This window comes from Pseudoalteromonas sp. Of7M-16 (assembly GCF_022347805.1).
GTDB classification, from domain to species: domain Bacteria; phylum Pseudomonadota; class Gammaproteobacteria; order Enterobacterales; family Alteromonadaceae; genus Pseudoalteromonas; species Pseudoalteromonas luteoviolacea_F.
Genome location: NZ_JAKRFY010000010.1, coordinates 134146 through 153567, shown reverse-complemented (window position 1 = coordinate 153567; position 19422 = coordinate 134146). Strand labels below are relative to the sequence as shown.

Genomic DNA, 19422 nt, shown 5'->3' with positions numbered 1-19422 from the left:
GATGATTTTTGGAAGTAAGCAATTAACAAGCACCAATACGATTGACGCATCTGTGGAACGATTGCGTTATTTAGCGCAACATGGACTATGGAAAGACTTAGGACTGGAAGCCGTATCCTTCGAACTAGACGGCACGTCTATTTCGTTATTTGACGATGATGTTTGGGACTTTGAGCCCCATAAGGTCGGGACGGAACTAACGTTGGTGAATTTTAGATTTCCAGATTGTGCGGTACCCATTCGACTTATCCAGGAACTTAAAGCAGTTGCACTTGCTTATATATACCACTCACGTGATGCCTATCGCATCAATTCGGTACGCTCCAAGATTGATTGTTTGAAAAAACTTGCTTATTCATTACACGAATCTGGTACATCCTCGTTTGAAGGCCTGACGATTAAAACGTTGAAGAGCCTCATTAAAACAGGTGCTTTTATTCCCCGAGAACTTGATATTGGCGTGATTAACAGCCTCAACGATTTAGCCGATTTTTTACCTTTCAATGTTAATTTGTCTGAGCGCTTAACGCTACGAAAGCTCAATGTAAAACAGCCAGAGAAAGAACAGCACCCGGTAATACCTTTGAGAATTTACCTGGCAGCATTAAACGCTTTCACCGAAGAAATACAGTACTGGCACAAATATAAAGGGCAGTTAGAGGAAGCTGTTCTAGCAGCTTTAAAATACGAAATGTCTCAGGCCAGAAGGATGATCCAGAAGCTACGCCACGGACAATGTGGTGTTGGCCAACTATTTAATAATGCTGATAAAAAGTATTTTGAATTCATTTCTGAGCTAAAAAGGCATAAGGTTCCATTAGTCGACTATGGAAAAAACGACCTATGGGATGACATATGGGAGAAAAGCAATCCAACACTTAGAACTGATTTCTATGAACCGTTCCCTGCCAAAGTAATTGGGAATGTGCGGTTTGGCTCTCATCATGAAGTGAAGGATTTTTGTAGAAAGCTTGATAGTAAATGTAGATATCTGGTTCTTTGCCTGAGTGGTATGAGAAGTAATGAATTACTACAAATCACCCCAGAGTATGGCGCGCAGACGATTGAACTAGATGGTCTGCCTATCCGTCTTTTTCATACTAAGCAGCAGAAAATCACATTAGGTTATCAAGGACAAAATGATGTTTATGTAACGACGCGCCATGGCCACCTTGCGTATGACCTTCTGAACGCACTTAATCGGCCGGTTCGTACTTGGCTTGAGAATCAAGGAAGTAAAGTCTGGCTGTTGAACGCTTTCACTCACTTCAGAAAGCCTCGAAGTGTCCACAGAGCAGGAAATGTTCTTAGCTCCCTGAGCCAGTTATTTTCCAATCAGGTGCAAAGCTTTTCTGTTGAATTGAATTCAGACGACATTGAAATGCTCCGCCGCAGCGATCCTGAAAAGACATTCAACATCGGTGATAAATGGCACCTTACACCACATCAGCTCAGGCGGTCTTTGGCATACTACCTGGTTGGTATGCAGCTGGCGGATTACCCCCAGCTGAAACAACAATTTAGCCATTACTCAATAGCCATGACCATGTATTATGCTCGAAATGCCAGCTCTTTCAGTAAGATGCATCATGACTTGGAAAAAGAAAAAGCCAGGCAACAAGGTCGGCTATATTCCGCCCTTACGCAAAAGGCTATGAACGGTATCAAGTTGGGGGGCGGTCAAGGGAAAAACATGTTTTCAGAAAGTCTTTCAGGAAGAGACATATCACCCGAATATTTCGAGAAAGAAATTAAGTCGGGCAGAAAGCATATTCACGCTTTGGCGCCAGGTATGTACTGTATCAATCGTATGTGCAGTATGAGGATTGGTATCGAGCTATCCGAATGTTCGGATTGTGACTGGTCAATTGTCGAAAGCTCGGCCTATGCACAGGCTGCCAGATCGGAAAGCGTTACGATCTTGGAAACTTTGCAGACTCAGAATTCCTTGTCACCGGATATTATCGCTTTCCATACGGTCCGTATACAGGCCGCAGAAAAGATCATGGCAGACATGGGCCTAGATTTTGAACGATACCAATTACAGGTTAATGAAAACTGCGGACTAATTTCTTCAACGGTGTAACTTATGACCAAAACTCGAAATCCTGAAGTAACCAGGAAAAAATTATTGGATGCTTTGCAGCGCTTGCTTGATCAGAAGCCTGAGCGCCTCTCAGGTAAATACAAGATTAACGTAAAGTCAGTTCAGGAAGAGGCTGGCTTAAGCCTTGGTTCCGCTTATCGCTATCCTGAAGTGATGGATGCGATTGAAGAGCAAAAGGTTGCTATTGCTAAGCGTGATATCAGGAAGCGCTCGGCTAAAACGGACTTAGAAAGACTACGAGAAGAGAAAGCCAAAGAGAAGGCCCTGAAAGAGAAGTACCGTTCTGCGCTTGAAGAGGCCAAAGAAAAGCTAGATAGGCTATACGCTGAACAAACCATGCAGCAGATGGCGATGTTTAACCTCCTGGATATCGACGACAAAGCTCGTTTGCTACAGGATTCCAAACCCAAAGTTGTTAGGATTAAATAATTTATTTGCATACGAACTACATAGTGCTTACTTGCACATTGTATAATTTTCAAACGTCCCCATTAATGTATTGATAAAGATGCTGTTTCGAGATTCAAGGCAGCAGTTGGACAAAAATAACAAGCAGGAATTTTAACTTTGGAAGCTATATCCATTGAAAATGAATTAAGAGAGGTAGTCAGCAGAATTATTACTCAGGTTGACTTGGCCACAAAACAAGGCCGGCTAGACGTGAATTTGACATTGGAAGATGCGCTTATACCTATTCTCAAAGAGGTTTTCCAGCTGCCCCGGTTAGTTAATTTGAATGCAAAACAGAAGAATTATCCTGGTATTGACCTTGGTGATGAACATGATCGTATCGCGATTCAAGTAACTTCAACAACTAATATTGAGAAAGTAAAAAAGTCCATAAAGGTGTTTTTAGAACATGGGTTTGAGAGCAACTTTGATGAGTTGATTATTCTGGTTTTGTCGCAGAAACAGAAATCATATTCACAGGATGCAATAGACAAGGTAACCGGTGGAAAAATTAACTTTTCTGCCAAATCACATATTGTAGATTTGTCTGATGTCCTCGCAAAAATAACGTCAATGCGTTTACCGGCCCAAAAACGTATGTTGCATGAGTTTAAGCTAATTCTCGGTGACATTGACGGATATATACAATTCACCAATGTCGATCAACCGGTTCAGAAATTGCTAACTACGAACTTGGCTCATATCACGTTTCCTGATGAAGTGTTTGTTGCTGAAGTAATTGTAGACTTTAAGGATGTATTGGCCAGAGCAAAAGCTGGACTCGGATTTAAAAAGCGCAGGCACAATAAAAAGACATTAATCAAATTGGCGATGGTTTTGAATGGCTCTGTATTCGATGGCTGGGTCTTCCATGAGGGAAAAATATTCAGCTTCATAAACCCGGAATATGATGCGCGTTTAAAAAGCCTGGTTGATCCGGGCACTATTGAGCCATTAGACACACGAGACCTTACTCAGTCAGAGTTTGTTGAATATACAAATGTATTCAAGGAGCTGATGAAAAACAGCCTAAAAGATGACTTGAGGGAAATGTCGATAAATTACCACAATATTGAGAACAATTTTTATTTTCTACCTAAAAAAGAAGAAGATGAAACGAGGAAAATTGATTGGGTTGGAAAGAAAAAGGCAACAAGGACTGTTTTTGAGAAAAAAATGCAAACAAAAGATCCTAGCAAGGTACTCTATTTTAAACACTTAAGCTTCGGCATGTCCTTCTATAATATTGGAGATGATTGGTATTGCTTAATTGTTCCTAACTGGTTGTTTACTTACAACTTGCACAAAAAATCATACTCACATGATAAATTTCTGGCTAAGCAAAAAAGGCTAGATACATCTGGAACGGTAAGAAACCTAACTCGCTTCATTGTTTACTTCTTAGGCAATGAGCTGGCGAATGTAGGTTCTAATTTTTCAATATCACCGCTTGTACAGCTGGAGTGTGAATACCCTGACTTTGATGCTGACGATGTAATGGAAGATAGTGATGAAAGTTAAAGTGTTATCTGAACCTTTGCTTGAGTTTGGTAAAGGAACTCACATTTGTCCTCGAAGTGGTATTGAACGACTTGGGGTATATGACCAAAAAGATGAATTTAGGAAAACAGAGCTTCGATTAGGTATCGTAGGCAGAGGCGATGGTATAGACAAGCTTGATATATGGTTGGAAAAGTGTCGCACAGGAATTTTGCCCAAAGAGTCAAAGCTGGCAAACCTTTTCAAGGGGTTTGGTGGTATTACGGAATCATATGGTTTTCATACAAAGTTACTTTCTTCAACAGCCTATACCAGGACTTTACAAAAATCTCTTCTTAACAAAATCAGTAACACCAAGATCCGGGAGGATAGAGTAAATGAAGCCGTTGAGCTGTACTATGACCAGATCAGGTTTTTGACCGAGAATAGGGCTGTAGACGTAATAATTTGCGTGATTCCCAAAGATCTCTTTGAACAAGTTACTAAATTAACTGAAAAAAACTCTGAAGATAATGACCAACTAGACAGTTACATGGAGCATAATTTTAGGCGGTTATTGAAAGCCAAATCTATGCATCTTGGGGTGCCGCTTCAACTGGTTTTAGAAAATACAATTGATGACGATAAAGTAGCCCGAGACCAACAAGATGATGCCACCAAAGCATGGAATTTTTGCACAGCTCTTTACTATAAGGGGAACAGGACGGTACCTTGGAGGTTAGTAGAAGAGCGTTATAAGCCTCGCTCTTGTTATGTTGGTATCGGCTTTTATAAGAGTCGTGACGGAGAGACCATTTCAACTAGTCTCGCGCAGGTGTTCGATGAGTTTGGCCACGGCGTAATTCTTAGGGGGACTCCTGTAGCGTTGGACAAAGAAGACAAAAGACCTTTTATGACGGAAGAGCAGGCATATGAACTTTTAAATAATGCGCTTTCAGAATATGACAAAGCCCTTATGCAGATGCCCGCTCGTGTCGTAATACATAAATCTAGTCAATTCAGAGCTAGTGAGATCGCAGGTTTTAATCGTGCAATTGAAGAAAAATCAATCAGGACGAAGGACTATGTTTCAATAACTGAGACTGATTTAAGGTTGTTTGGTGAAACCAACTATCCCCCTAAACGGGGAACGCTTCTCACTATAAGTGAAAACGAAGGGCTTTTGTACACACGAGGGTTCGTGGATTTCTACAAAACGTATCCAGGGATGTATATACCAAGCCCACTAAGAATAATAGCGAGCGAAAATGATTCATCTATTGAAGATCTATGTGAAGAGGTGTTGGGTCTTACTAAAATGAATTGGAATAACACCCAATTAGATGGGCGAACACCGATTACAATTGAGTGCGCTAAAAAAGTAGGGGAAATCATGAAATACGTTAATGAACACGAAAAGCCCCAAGTCAGCTACAGCTTTTATATGTAGACTCACCAATGAACGGGGTGGTTATGTCGCCTAAAAATATGACTTAATTGGGCGCATTTTAATCATAGTTACTTATGTATTATGACTTAAAGTATGACAAGTGATAAACGCCGCTAAAACCCTCGTTACAGAAGGAATTTAGCGGATAATCACAAAATTGGTAATAATTTTCACCAAGGTTATAGATACATCGGATCGTGATTCCTTATCGACGAAGGTTTTCGGCATCGGCCCCGGGATTAAGCACTCAGATGCATTGGAGAAAATACTGGGTGAAACGGTTAGGAAGTCCCTCCATTGGCCGGACAAAACATTCTTTAACAAGTACTGTACCGCCAGTGCAGAGGTGGCTCACCCGCGAAGTACCGACAACGTGTTTTCCGAGGAGCAGATGGATAGTTGGAAAAATCGTCTTTTGAAAGAGTTACTAAGTTTTTAAGGGATACCAATGAAAGGATTTGTCTACATATTACAAAACAAAGCCATGCCGGGGATAGTTAAGATCGGGTATACCGCAGGATCTGTTGAACAAAGGATGGAGCAGCTAAATACTACCGGAGTACCTATTCCATTTGAGCTCTTAGCCTGTTTTGCCGTTAGTCATGCGCAACAGTGTGAAGCCAAGGTTCATGACGTATTACGTGATGTTAGAGTCAATGACTCACGAGAGTTTTTCTCATTAAGTCTAATAGAAGCAATTCAAAAAGTTAGTGATGTCGTAACGGGGTTTCTTTGTCACAAGAATCTTATGAATGTGCCAGTGGAAGAGGTATCTGTTTCTAGTGAAGCGGAAAGAGAATTAGGGCGTGTTGAGCTTCTAACGAATGAAGAACAAGATATCCTAGTTGAACTGGCAATAAAATATCGTTACGGCACAGATTCTTATAGTCTTGATAAATCCTGGTTCAAAGACAACGAATTATATATCACAAATCTTTTGTACAGGTTGAAAGAAAAATCCCTGGTATCGGAACGAAGAAATCGAGGTGATGAAGCAAGTATGTGGTCAATAAGCAGTAAGGGAATAAATTACTTGTTTAAAATTGGGGTGTTTCAGGAAAATGAAAATTGATTGTCATGGGAATTCTTTGAATGCCTAGCATAAACAGTTTGTAGTTGAAGATCGTTATTGTTCCATGGAAATGCAGATGACGATATGTACTCGTACACTCATAATCTGCATTCCCATATTGAGAAAATTTTCCTAAGGCCTTTGTTTCTGAAACTGCGCGGTTATTCCATGAACAGGAGTGATTTTTATCATATCTGCCGCAAAGTCACTAAGTTCATGCAGTGGATATGGGAGGTTTGTGCATTCAGGATATTCAATATGAGCGTTTTGAAGTGACTTTACTAAACCATGAATGTATTGTTGTAATTCAGTGTTGTCCTTCATCGAATCGGGTAAGTCTGTTATTACACATTCTACCAGCTTGCGCATTTGTGCGCCTTGGCCTGCACCAGTCTTTCGCTCTATTTCTTTATTCGTTGAGTCTAGTAAAGGAAGTGGTTCGAGTTCAGGCCATTGCACCGGTTGTTTACTTAATTCTAGGAAACGATTTTCTAATTGACTTCGCTTATATGGAATTGAACTAGCTCCTTTACCTGCTAGTAACAGACTTCGCCGTGGCTCCCCTTTGTGGCTGTAAAAACCACTGAAACCACTAACTAATACTTTGGACTTCTCTTCCTCGTTTGCGAAATACTGGGGCAAGTCCGCCGCATCGGTCCTAACTACTATTAGCTTTTTGGTTTTAGTTCGATCAAAAGAAAAACTGCGATTCAAGAAGTGTGTAAAACTCATGCGGACTGCTTCGCCATTAACTAACAACAGCGTTGAGGTTTGATCTAATTCATTAACTAGTTGTTCCCAGAATACAGAGGCCTGCTCTTGTTGAACCTTGCGCTCTCGTGACAAAGATAATGGAGATGAACGACCTCTAGAGGCTAATTTCTCGGCAGCCTCAACAGTGCTTAACCAACAAACACCACCGTCTGAATTCCTCAAACCAAATTGTGTTATATTTTTTTCTGAGACTCGCCATACAACAGGGATAACCTCTCCCATGTGCTTCATTACAGTGAGGCCTGCTAGGCTGCTTATTGCTGTTTGGTTACGGAGTAAGCCTGAGATATCTAGAGGTGCAACCCCATGGTTGGTTAGCTGGGCTAATAATGAAGCTCTGATCTTTTGCCGCTCTTCTTTCATGCGTTTGTCGCTTGCTGGAGCCTCCCTGGTTTGAAGCATGAACTTGGCCATCCAACCTAAGCGGTTGAACAAATCTCTTAACCACGGTTTTGGGTCCCGTGTATAACTATTCTGTGTACCCCAAGGTAGTCCAATCAATGGTAAAACCTGCCAACCATCCATTACTTGCATTAAAGGCTCTAACTGTCTTAACCAACTACGCTGGCGCTGCTGACCATGCATTGTTAGGTCTTCGCGCCATTTAGAGCCTGACACTTTTGGTAAGAGTGAGCTTAGCCCAATCCCTACATCTCCAGAACCCTGTGGCCAATAACCTAACCAAATTTTTAGTTCGACATACTCCCATGTTACACCACGAGCATCTGATATAATTTGTTTCGGTTCACCTAAGATCTCTCGCAATACTTCAGAAACGACGGTTCGCAAGTCTTCACGAAGGGTAAATACGGGAATGGCCACTTTTACTCCTAGTTGACTCGCCAACAATTCACGACGTATTTTGAGCGCTGCCGGAGTTGGAGATTCGAAGGCTAATTGCTCGTCTAAGACACAATTAAGACTGTCAGTGCTATCAACTATTACGGGAGGTAATGTAGATCTGTGCTCAATTTCATCAGTGATTTCAGCATGTATAGTCCATACCCAGTGCCTGTCCCAATCACTTTCATTAATTAATAATTTGCATGTATCATCGCCAAAAGTTCGTAGTGAATGGAGCTCAGCTCGTATCTGTAAGTGAGAGTTATCTTCACTACGGCCAGTGAAGAGTGTCCAACTACCGGTTCCATATCGATCAACACTAGCTAGACCTTTTTCCATCAACTTGAATTCACGGTTAAGTCGGGGAGTTGTCCATCGCTCAGCTGTTTGTAAACCAGACCAGCGTGATAAAGCGACCATCCAGTCATTACCTGAGCAAGCAAAATTTTGCGCTCGACCTTCAACTAACACTATAGGAAGACTAATAGCACCTCCCCTCTGGCGGAGAAATTCAGTAAGCAAATTGCGCCGACTTCGTGATACTTGGATATCGCCGGTGATTGCAGTCTGGCGAAAGACACTCACCCCGTGCAGGTTCTTGGAGCAGTTTCTTGGCATCATTTGCGATAACAAAGACAATTCTGGTAACGGATGATAGTTTTCAGATGCTAGAGCTCGCATCACAACTGAAAACACATCATATCTTTCAGGCGCACTTGCTCCTGTATAAATAGCGACTTCGTTGTCTCCTAGTCCTTGTGCTAACAAGGGCATTGCTAGAACGTCTTGGTATCGCCCAGCTTTCAAAGGAATTCGGTCTGCAACAGGGCCTGCTTCAGCTCGATATAGTCGGCAGATACTGCGACCAGCTAAGTCTTCACCATGTTTAGGATAAACTTGCTCGAAATTAGCTCCATCCTCAGATAGCGTAAATGGATATTGATGCATAATAAGTTTATCTTTTTGACGACGATACAGCATCAATTGTCGGGTCTGAGCGGTTTCATTTGCAGTCAGGGGTTTTAGATCACCAAACACCCGGCTATGTAAAGTGCAGTTTACTGATAATTGCCCGTACCCTACTTCTGATTTAGGTTGAACTCTTAATACATTACTTACCCAACGGGCACTGGTCCTCATTTCTGGTTCACCAATAAGGTCAACTCCTTGCGAAGAGACACGTAATGCTGGAAGTGGAGCTCTCCCTTCCTCTAATGCCACCCGCGGAGACAATAACGCTGCAACTTCAGGGGATAGCCTTAATCTCTCAGCAGTAGTAAGAACCATCGCTCGAAAATAGCGATGATCATCTGGGTAAGCGACCAGATCGCCACCCGCGGGTGGAGTTAGGGTTATTTCTTCTCGTGCAACACCATCACTTAGCCACTCTCTGTAACCGTTAAACAGTTCACCTAACCTATCTCGTAACAGATCTGCTGAGAGCCAGCTGACCACTGCTTCAACCAATCTTTGCTGTATCGAAGATGCATCGCTTTCGGCTAGAACCAAGACTTCTATATCTGTAAAGCGATCTTCTGTCGGTAGATAACGGGTAGTGTTATGCCATGCCATATCAACATGTGAAGCCAATGCATTGCTCAATGTATAAGTAAGATACTTAAAGCGTTTATCACCTTCCTTGTCACTGCCCGACGATAAACGGGCCTCAACCAATAAAGGTCGTAACAGCTGATCTAGAACTTTACCTCCAAGGCGATAAATCACCAATTGTATAGACTTGTGAGGAGCTAAAAAGGACATAAGTCTTAACTGCGAAACTCTTCTTTTGCTTAGATCTAGTTTCAAATTGCTAGGGCGCTGTAGTCGTTCGATAGCCTCGTTTTGTTTACACAACATATTCATCTTCATCCTCATATCCGTCATCGAGTAATTCGATGTCTGGCGATTTATTTTCTTCAATACAATCGTCCTTTATTGACTCCGCAAGGTTTACTAAGTCACCTCTTAGTTTGGTAAAGGCTACCCGCGGGGTATCAAATAGCCTTTCTGCAAGCTCTGCATCAGGGTTCCATTTTTCATCTAGTAAGCGAGAAAGAAGTTCATCAATACCAAGAAGTAGAGAGCTAGCTGTATTATCTTTCCTCCCTGTACTGCTCTGTGGGTGAAAGGCCGCATCGGTGAATCCAGCATACACAGGTACGCCGCCGCGTACCCCGCGGCAAATTGTTTGCCACAGTTGCACTAGTGGACGATAAAGAATTCGTAATCGAGATTCTTCATCCATTTGTGTAATTGGTAGCTGTTGGTGCAGTGCCTTCTGATAACGAATTTTCGCTTCTTTACGCAATCGAGACATTAACTGGACTGTGTTCTCACCAGGCTTAGCTTGTCGCTCAAAGCTACAGAGACTTAATGCGTTTATCTTCCTATTGTGTAGACCACGCAAAGCACTTTGATCAGTTGGATGAGGATGTGGTCGATTTAGGAAATAGATATGTGATATCGCTGCAACCTTACGACCTAAGGCCACACTCTCACAGAGAATATTGTGGCCTCGACTGATGACTGACAACGGAGCAATCAATACACTATTTTCAGGGAAATCACCAAAAGCCTCGACGTCGGCTGCGCTCAACCAATAACAGTTATCTGATAAGCCAGCTTTGTCTCGGATTTTAAATTCATCTTTGCGCACACCAACTAAGGTCCAACGATTTGGTGGAAGGTGTGCAGGTAATTCTTGCACTAACTTTTTCACCATGTCGTATGAACTGGCTACCAACATCACACGACGTCGCCCACTGAATTCATCTCCCCACCGTAGCTGAGCATCAGCAAAGTGCCCCTCAACCATAGAATTAGCTTCACCTACTGCTGGAGAAAGCAAACCTGCAGCTAAAAGCACTGCGTTTTTTTCACGAAAAGCGCCACTGCCTGATACACGTATAGCCTTGCCATTTTCGTTCTCAAGCATCAGTGGTTCGAAAATTGAACGCTCAGTGATTGCCTCTCTTTCTGTTTTTGGTTGTTCCAAGATCACTGATACTGGAATATCAACATCGAAGTCTGGAGATGCAAGCGAAGGTTCATAAGCTTGCTTTGCACTTGGATGTCCTTCAGGGTAACGCATGTTTCGACCACCATAACTAGTGCCTGATAAGACTAAAAGGTGTGGTCCGGATACCCCCTCGGCTTCACGTAGATACGGTAAGTGATATAAAAGGCTACGGCCTGGGGCTAACAATCTTCGGAACATAATGGAGTGCTGATTACCCTCTTCCCGCCGGTACTCAAACTGACTAGAGTCTTGTATCAGTGTTGAAGGCAGTGAGGCGCGGTAGAGTCGCTCAAGTCGAGCGGCCTGACCAATAGCCGCGGGCATCGCTAACTCTTCTGCCACCAATTGCTGAGCAGGGTAGCTCAGCCGTTCATATGTACGTATAGCCAAACGCGTCATAACCGCTATAACCAACAGAGTTTGCAGATCTTTGGCTAACTGCTGGCGTTGCTGTTCTCGAGCGTTTTTTTCTCCTTCAGTTAAAGCGGCCTCTATCCAGGGGAAAAACAGTTCAAGACCGCCACAGAGAGAACCTGTTTCTGAACTTTCATTCCACAATTTGGCACAATACTCAAGAGCGTTTAACTCTGGGCGTTCTACTGAGCGAAGATGGCTTTGAATATAATGTGCTAACCTAGCTAAAGACCAGCCCGCGGCAAGGTGCAGAGTGGGGAACCTTCCATGCTCTTTCTCAAGCCAAGGGGGGATTTGCTGATAAAAACTGAATTCGACATCGTTTTTAAAGCGGCTTTCGTACTCTCGCTCAATTACAGTCGTTAGCTCTAAGATGTCACTGATTGAGCGATAGGCTGGGCCCAAACAGCTACCCATAAGAGCTTTGTTGTTGCGGTATAGATTTAAAGCCGTAGCCGCGAGAATTGTGTGCTCATTATATCCATATTTGAAAACAGACGCTCCCAGATTTCGTGTACTAGCGTCTGCGATCAGATTTGCACCCCATCTAACATAGCGCTCTAGAGTAGTCGAAGCGTTTAGGCATGCTTCGAGCTGTTGGTGACCTCCGCCATCAGCCCTCAATCGACTATGCTTGCTAGTCATTTCGGCCATTACATTGCCATACGCCTCGCCAGCATACATTTGCTGCTCTAAACTCTGAGCATCATCTAGGATCTGCTGAATACCATCGACTTCGTCAGCAATGACGACATCTATGTATTCAGTAATCCACTCCATGATTGTACTGCACTGAGGATAATAGAAAGGAGAAGGTCGCATGCTATTCAGAGCTTGTGCTGTGATCACCACAACATCAGCATCGAGGGTTGCTCGTTCTTGAGCATAGCTTGGACAAATAGTGTGGAATGGACAGGCTTTTGGGGTGGTATTAGGTCTACGTGGATCGTGTAAAGCTTGACAGATCCCATCGCTTGCGCCGGGCGGTGGCAATTCTTGTGAAGCTGCTAACTGTGATAACTCTGCCTCATCACCTTGTTGACATGCCCGTAATAAGCATCCTCCAGCTAGATTACCCGCATCTGGAAAACCATCACGAATAGGGATGCGTTTTTCTTGACTCAAGTAGCGGCGCATTGCGTGCTCCTCGCGGTTACGCCATCCACACCAAGCTGTAGCTTTAACTCCGTGAGCACAAAAGGCTTCTGCTTGTATCTGTGCTTGAGCTGTACTGTTTACTAACACTACTATACGGTACCCGCGGGCAGCTAACTCAGGTACGATACTGCGAACTAATGTTGATTTTCCTGCTGAGGGTTTTCCCACAATGTGTTCTGGCTGTTGCTTAAGTGATATCTGATCGTCTGCTTTACCTACCCCTGTCAAATCCAGATTGGCGCATCGTTTACCGATTTCAAGAGATTTTCTTCCTGCCTCTCTATCTATTGCATCAATAAGTTCTCCTCGAGCAACTAATTCCGATTTCGTCAGAGTAATGTTTGCTCTACGCTCACGGGGCATTTTCCGCGGGCGGGGCTCTGGTAAATTTACTTCGCTAGCTCGTCGATACAGTGCCTTTGGAATGCGGTAAGTCAGTTCAAGCTGTTTGCCTGAGCGAAAGTAGCGTACTCGCACGCTATTATTCTCGAGCCCGTCACGTTCCTCTTCTAGGTAGTTCACCAAAACAGGGTCAGTATCAATGATTGTGTCAAAAATAGATGCTAGAAACTCCTTTCGGGCATCATCCCCCACTTCCAATAGAGAAAAACGCTTACCATCATCTAGGATATCAAAGCAGCGATGCTCAATTGGTAATTTCTGATAAGTTAACAAGCTATTGCGCCAAGCCTGGTTACTCATTTTTGGTAATAACAGTAATAAACTGCGAAGTCGAGAAGCTCCGCCCGTCTCTCGCCAATCAACTAGCCGCGGCAAATTTTCACTTAATATGGGGACTAGCCGAGTATCACCATTTTCATGTGATAGAAATTGTGAGCAAAACTGCAAAGCGGCTTCGATCTGTAGAATTTGGCTCGCACTCAACTCGTTACCAATATCATCCGGTAAGAAGTCGCGGTGGGCATCACGAATAAAGGTTATTGTTTTCATGCCACACCTTCAGCTTTCAGTGCCGTGTTAATTTTCGCTGGTTCCTCAACTAACTTGCTGAATGTTTTCAAATCCACCATTAGAGTTTTAACTCCTTGATGGATTTGCCCTCCTCTGAAGCGTTCTTTGTATTTTGGCTGAGCAAGTTGATAATCAGGTACCACTACTAATCCCAAGTATTGGGATGGGTCACTATATGATTTAAAACCATTGAAACTACGTCCAAGTAAATAAGCGTTACGCCAATCTTTTCCATCAATAGCAAGTGACAGGCTCGATTCTGGGTGCTTACAAAGCACATCAACCTGATCCCGTTTAGGCCAAAGAGTAACTATCCAGCCAGCTTTTTCAGCAACCTCAGCTATTTTTAATTCCAGTTGGCCAGGAAGGTACCAATCACGAATTATTTGTGGGTGAAGTTGATAATAATTAGTCAAGTTAATGTAAGCCTCATCCATTATTGGCAACAATATTTCCGCGGTTACTTTTTGTCTGATCTGGGGATCGCGACTTATTGTTTGCCACTGGTGTTGATAATCTTTCCATAGGGGGATACCTGTAGAGGGGCATAGAGGCAGTTTTTTTCCATCATGAGGTACCTGCACAAGAGCTTTGTTCAGGAGACGACGTCGGTATTCTGCTGGTACGACCATTAGTGCTGCATCGCCATCTAATAAATAGGCTTTCAAAGCATTATCAGCTTGCTGCCAACTAGTAAATACAGGTTGTGAGCTAAAGAAAAATCTAACTTGGGTGTAATAGTGTTCAATTTGTTCTGTTGTGAGGCCTTCGCTGCAAAGCGAATCACACTGAGCTTGTAGGGTCTGATAGATTTCTTCTTCGATCTGGTCTCGAAGATTTGATATTTCCTGGATTAGAGGCAGACGTAATAGGTAGTCTAGATCTGGCTGAAGTTCTTGGTTGTCAATTAACAGAGCATGAGAAAAAACGGGGATTAGCTCTGCCAGCCCTTTTTCATCGCCAGACAAAAGTTCAAATGGAATCCACTCGCCTAACGGCAACGAAGCTGCATTAGTCCATTTCTCCGGTGTTTCAGGTAACGGCTTTTTTAGAAAAAGATTAAGCCACGAGGCATTCTCCGCGGGACGCTGCATCATCAAATAGGCGTTGCTTGGCTCAGGTAACCAATCTCCACATGGTTCAGTGGCACGCCGCATGAAAGCGAGAATTCCTGTGAGATAACGCATCAATGAGTGGCGCATTTCGGGGGGGGCTGGAAATCGGCTAAGCTCATGTAGAACTATTGACCAATTAATATCAGTTTTTAACTCTAACTGCTGTAATAGTGGGTCGTTAGGTTCGAGCTTTAGTGGGGAGGCAAAAAACCGGCAGACATTTCGAAGCTCATTTTGCTCTTTCGTGTCAAACCACTGGTGTAATTGATTTAATTCTTCGGTATACAAGAGTTGAAGTCCTATTTGTTAGATGGACTGCAACACACGCATAACCCTATGCTATCCAGCGAATATTATATATTCAGTAGAATACAACTTCGTGATTCACCTTACGCGCCTAGAATATTTAGTGGGTTGCAAAGTTAATTAATTGTTTCAATACCACCGCTAGAGTTACATAGATGGCGGAAAATCTCAAACTAAATTTTTATCCCAAACTTTTGTTGGCTAGTAAATAAGAAGATCACATTATCGTTGATAATTCAGGCGGCCAAACACCGTGTAAAACAACACGTTGTCAATAATTGCTCTTATTCTGAAGATTGCATTTTCTACCTAAATCAGATATTTTGACTGTGCTATATATTTTAATAAGGACAGTTTTATGGGCGGATCTGGTGGTGGTTGGACACCTACAACACCGAGTAATCCATGTGAGAGATTAGCTTTTCGTGCGGATATTGCTTCGCCGCAGCCTGCAGTTATTAGCTCATTGCAAGTAGGCCAAAAGCTTCTGCTTAGCCTCATTCAGGGACCCCCTCCGTCTGTACATGTTTTGAATAAAGGAAGTATTGCCGGCACTTTAACAGGGCCTAACGTACCTCGTTTAATACAGTGTATGATGCAAGGTTTTGTTTATGAAGCAGATGTTGTTGCACTAAATGGTGGCATTTGTACTGTACAGGTTCATTCTGTATGAATGCTGGTCATATTACAGTAGTTGGTGGCGTCTACGGTGAGGAATGCGGTTATCCTCGGATAACATTGACGCGAGGTAGTGGCGGTAGGGCTGCTATATTTTTGGCGAGTGGAGGTGTTTCTGTAACATTGAACACCCACTTAGGTCCGCAGCTTGAACCTGAGTTTCGAAGACTATCAGAGGCGTTCAAATTTCAGTTGAACTACACGTCTGCGGAGCATGACTTTTGGTTCAGATATCGACATCCACTATCATCTCCTCGGATATTTAAACTAAATAAAACTTCGTTTTCTCCCCGTCAAAAATCTCCAGCAGTTCATACAGCTAATGCAATAGTATTTGGTATGCTTGAAGGCCGATCAGTATTACACGGTAAGAAAGTTGTTTATGATCCTCAAGATGGAAGTAATGCCACGGCATTTGAAATCAATGGCTCTACTGCTAAGTCTTTAGCAATAGTGGCGTCAATATCTGAAGGTATTGCTTTAACTGGCGAATCAGAGCCAGAACAAATTGCTTCCAAGCTACTTGATAGAGCAGACGTTGTAATCATCAAATGTGGAGCACAAGGCGCTATAGTTGCTACGAACACACGAAAACAATGGATTTCGCCTTTTCCATCTAAAAGGGTTTTCAAAATTGGTTCAGGTGATATTTTCACCGCTTCATTTGGTTATGCTTGGTTGCTTAAGGATGTTGATCCTTTTGATGCGGCATGGTTTGCCTCTTGTGCCGTTTCTAAGTATGTAGAATCAGGTATAGACGTGATTTCTCCTGCTTTATTGGAGCGCATGCTAGCTGAATCATTGCAAAATAAATTAAGTTATTCTCAAAAAGGCATTCGAGCTATTCCCAAAACTCAAATTTATCTTGCAGGTCCATTTTTCAATACTGCTCAGCAATGGTTAGTTGATGAGGCAAGAAGTATATTACGAGACTTTGGCTTTAATGTATTCTCACCTATTCACGATGTGGGAGAAGGTGATGTAAATACAGTTGCTTCTGCTGATCTTAAAGCATTGCAGGAATCGGGTATTGTTTTCGCGATACTTGATGGCCTCGATCCTGGGACCGTTTTTGAGATAGGTTATGCTCGCGCACTAGATATTCCTGTAGTTGTTGTGGCTGAGAATGTTTCAGCATCGGACCTCACCATGATAATAGGTTCTGGCTGTGAAGTTACTGATGACTTTGCAACGGCTATTTATTCAACCTGTTGGCACCTTATGGGCGATGTCTGACTTACTCTTGATGTCCGGTGGACTGGATTCTGCTGCATTAGCCTCTCTTTGTAAACCGGATCTTTGCTTGACTATTGATTATGGGCAAAGGCCAGCAAGAGCTGAGCTCGCTTCAGCAATAGAAATAAGTAATTTATTAGGCTTAAAACACTTAGCTTACCAGGCTGATATTAGTAAATTTGGTTTTGGCGATATGGCGCCAAATGGCGTTTATGCATATCAATCTGAGCATCCGGAGTTTTGGCCATTCAGGAATCAGTACTTAATCACTATTGCATCGATGGTTGCAATGAAAATGGGATTTCAACGTATTCTTATAGGCAGTGTGGCTACTGATTGTCGTCACAAAGATGGTAGTGTGGAGTTTGTTAAAGCAATGAATCACCTATTAATGCTTCAAGAGGGCGCTTTGTCTGTTGTTGCTCCAGCCCAACACATGACGACAGCTGAGTTAATTGAACACTCCAACATACCTATGGACATTTTAGGATGGTCGCATTCATGCCACAAAGCAGATTTGAGCTGCGGTCATTGTCAGGGATGCTACAAACATTCAAGAGTGTTGTCTCAGTTTGGTGTATTGAGGTAATACCGAATTCATATAGCATTTGAAAACAACTGAAGTTGACTCGGTGTATTTTGTATCGGCTTTTTCACAGTTATTTTTGTGCCTAACATCGAGTTATATATATCGAGTGCAAATCCACCAAAATCTCTCATTTGATCCCAAATAAGACAATCTAGCACAGATGGCCGCGTACCAATTGCATGGCAAAAATCTATAAATTGTTTTTCCATAGTCATGTAATCGCGTTCTACTCGTTGTTCTTTATTGAAAAAACCACAAATTACGCCAGCGCGGACCAAATGGATATCAAGTATTGCCACATCATCAGCATCAGAGAAATTTCGTGCAATCCAACCGGCTGTTTTGTAGCCAACACCATTTATCTTTAACAGTTCATCTCTAAGCTGCTTACCTCGTAATGACATAACATCGTTGTTACTTATAAATTGCATCGCTGAAGCAAGGTATTTGGATTTTTGCTTTGGATATCGGTACTTAACAAGACGCCCATTGACTTCTAGTTTCTCACTTAATGCATTTTCCCATTCCGAAATTACGGTAACTTTGTTGTCAATTAATCCTTTCGATTTACAACACTGGAAGGCTGCCATCGATAGATCCGCTGTAATCCCAAAGCCACCCAACATACAAAATACAATTTCATCTATAAGGTTTGTTGTTTTATAGGGAGAAAAATCCGCTTCATCTAGCTTTGCCATCCAATACTGGGATAGCCAATATGCAGGTGTGAATAGGTTTCCATGTTTTCCCCAGTTTAATCCTGGCATAACTTCACCATCTGCTGGCGGTACTTCGCGGATGTAATGCTTATCCTCAATCCAGTAACTAACTATTTGATTCATCAATCCTGCTCTCCAGTTTTTGACTTTCTATTGATGCTACGACCGCGGGGTTTATTCGTTTGTAGTTCCAGCCGATGAATAGCTGTTTTGTAATCAATACCTGCCTCTTTCATTTCAGCTAATAGCACCGCAATGATGGATAAGTGCGATGGAACTTTGTCAATGCCAGCATAGTTTGTAATCGAATTTGGCGATTGTTTTATCAGTTCAGCGAAAGCTCTGACTGTCAGTCCCGCTTTTAATAATTGACGTTTAAATTCTTGGTATTTCATTAGTGTGAACTATATCACAAAAACAAAAATAGCACATTACTTTATGTGTTAAGCACATTACTTTATGTGCTTTTGTTTGGAAGTGGATGTAATATTCAGAAGTGAAAGGGTTGTGGCGTGATTACAATAGGACTTCATCAGGAGTGTCCATTTTGCTAGTTGCGGATATGCATGGAAAAGCAGTTGGTGTTTAGTGGGTGTCCAGTGAAAAATGAAAGTGGGGCGATTGGTTATCCGAAGTGTTTATTTGATCATTTTCGCAATTATGTCATCGCGAGCGCGATAGTTGATTTTAGGCATCAAGCTCTGACGAACCCTTTCAGTTAGTATGAATTGGTGCATAATTCTTATCGGAATTTCACTAGATTTTATTTATATCTCGTATGGTTTTGGTGCAGGCGATGATACTTTAATTTATGAAATTGACCAGATTTGGAATCTGATAAATCGGTGTGTGATGAAACTTATTTTTTGATATCTTCGTTGTTAGCCAAAGAAGATGGCTAACTATATGATGATACTAAATTTTAAGCCCACAAAAAGGCGCGTAAGCGCCTTTTTTTGTGTTTGTAGTTTTGCTAGCCACAAAGCTTCACTGTAAGTCCCTTCAAACTCCAAAAAATAGAGTTTTAGTTTGGTATTTAGC

At 42.4% G+C, this 19422-nt stretch carries 13 protein-coding genes; 8 read left to right on the top strand and 5 right to left on the bottom strand.

Annotation, left to right across the window (positions count from 1 at the left end):
- Position 1: 1 nt before the first annotated feature.
- From MHN81_RS12665 to MHN81_RS12645, 5 genes are all read left to right on the top strand, one after another.
- Positions 2 to 2086, top strand: a complete 2085-nt coding sequence (locus tag MHN81_RS12665) for a site-specific integrase (protein WP_239425877.1) — start codon at positions 2 to 4, stop codon at positions 2084 to 2086.
- 3 nt (positions 2087 to 2089) lie between these two features.
- Entirely contained in the window at positions 2090 to 2536 is a 447-nt protein-coding gene (locus MHN81_RS12660) for a hypothetical protein (protein WP_239425876.1), read from the top strand.
- Positions 2537 to 2674: 138 nt separating this feature from the next.
- On the top strand, positions 2675 to 4078 hold the full coding sequence (locus MHN81_RS12655) for an SMEK domain-containing protein (RefSeq protein WP_239425875.1): 1404 nt from the start codon (positions 2675 to 2677) through the stop codon (positions 4076 to 4078).
- On the top strand, positions 4068 to 5486 hold the full coding sequence (locus MHN81_RS12650) for a hypothetical protein (RefSeq protein ID WP_239425874.1): 1419 nt from the start codon (positions 4068 to 4070) through the stop codon (positions 5484 to 5486). Before MHN81_RS12655 ends, MHN81_RS12650 begins: the two co-directional genes overlap by 11 nt.
- Before the next feature lie 448 nt (positions 5487 to 5934).
- On the top strand, positions 5935 to 6558 hold the full coding sequence (locus MHN81_RS12645) for a GIY-YIG nuclease family protein (protein ID WP_239425873.1): 624 nt from the start codon (positions 5935 to 5937) through the stop codon (positions 6556 to 6558).
- A 132-nt stretch (positions 6559 to 6690) separates the two neighbouring features.
- Here MHN81_RS12645 and MHN81_RS12640 read toward each other — a convergent pair whose 3' ends face one another.
- Genes MHN81_RS12640 through MHN81_RS12630 form a run of 3 tightly spaced genes read right to left on the bottom strand, consistent with a single transcriptional unit; the run spans position 6691 to position 15141 of the window.
- Complete coding sequence (locus MHN81_RS12640) at positions 6691 to 10044, bottom strand: RNaseH domain-containing protein (protein WP_239425872.1); 3354 nt, start codon at positions 10042 to 10044, stop codon at positions 6691 to 6693.
- Complete coding sequence (locus MHN81_RS12635; protein ID WP_239425871.1) at positions 10022 to 13717, bottom strand: hypothetical protein; 3696 nt, start codon at positions 13715 to 13717, stop codon at positions 10022 to 10024. The genes MHN81_RS12640 and MHN81_RS12635 overlap by 23 nt, the downstream gene beginning before the upstream one ends.
- Positions 13714 to 15141 (bottom strand): hypothetical protein, encoded by a 1428-nt coding sequence (locus MHN81_RS12630; RefSeq protein ID WP_239425870.1) that lies wholly within the window; start codon positions 15139 to 15141, stop codon positions 13714 to 13716. Before MHN81_RS12630 ends, MHN81_RS12635 begins: the two co-directional genes overlap by 4 nt.
- 376 nt (positions 15142 to 15517) lie before the next feature.
- On the opposite strand from MHN81_RS12630, the gene MHN81_RS12625 reads away from it, so the two are divergent.
- From MHN81_RS12625 to MHN81_RS12615, 3 genes are read left to right on the top strand one after another with little or no spacing between them, the layout of a single operon-like run.
- Positions 15518 to 15832, top strand: coding sequence for a hypothetical protein (locus MHN81_RS12625; protein WP_239425869.1), 315 nt, complete (start codon positions 15518 to 15520; stop codon positions 15830 to 15832).
- Positions 15829 to 17073, top strand: coding sequence for a PfkB family carbohydrate kinase (locus MHN81_RS12620; protein ID WP_239425868.1), 1245 nt, complete (start codon positions 15829 to 15831; stop codon positions 17071 to 17073). The genes MHN81_RS12625 and MHN81_RS12620 overlap by 4 nt, the downstream gene beginning before the upstream one ends.
- Positions 17006 to 17662 carry a 7-cyano-7-deazaguanine synthase gene (locus MHN81_RS12615; protein WP_239425867.1) on the top strand — a complete coding sequence of 219 codons (657 nt, stop codon included), beginning with the start codon at positions 17006 to 17008 and terminating at the stop codon, positions 17660 to 17662. The genes MHN81_RS12620 and MHN81_RS12615 overlap by 68 nt, the downstream gene beginning before the upstream one ends.
- Before the next feature lie 8 nt (positions 17663 to 17670).
- Here the strand turns inward: MHN81_RS12615 and MHN81_RS12610 are convergent, their stop codons facing one another.
- Positions 17671 to 18504 (bottom strand): hypothetical protein, encoded by an 834-nt coding sequence (locus MHN81_RS12610; protein WP_239425866.1) that lies wholly within the window; start codon positions 18502 to 18504, stop codon positions 17671 to 17673.
- Positions 18504 to 18776, bottom strand: coding sequence for an XRE family transcriptional regulator (locus MHN81_RS12605; RefSeq protein ID WP_239425865.1), 273 nt, complete (start codon positions 18774 to 18776; stop codon positions 18504 to 18506). Before MHN81_RS12605 ends, MHN81_RS12610 begins: the two co-directional genes overlap by 1 nt.
- Between the last annotated feature and the right edge of the window lie 646 nt (positions 18777 to 19422).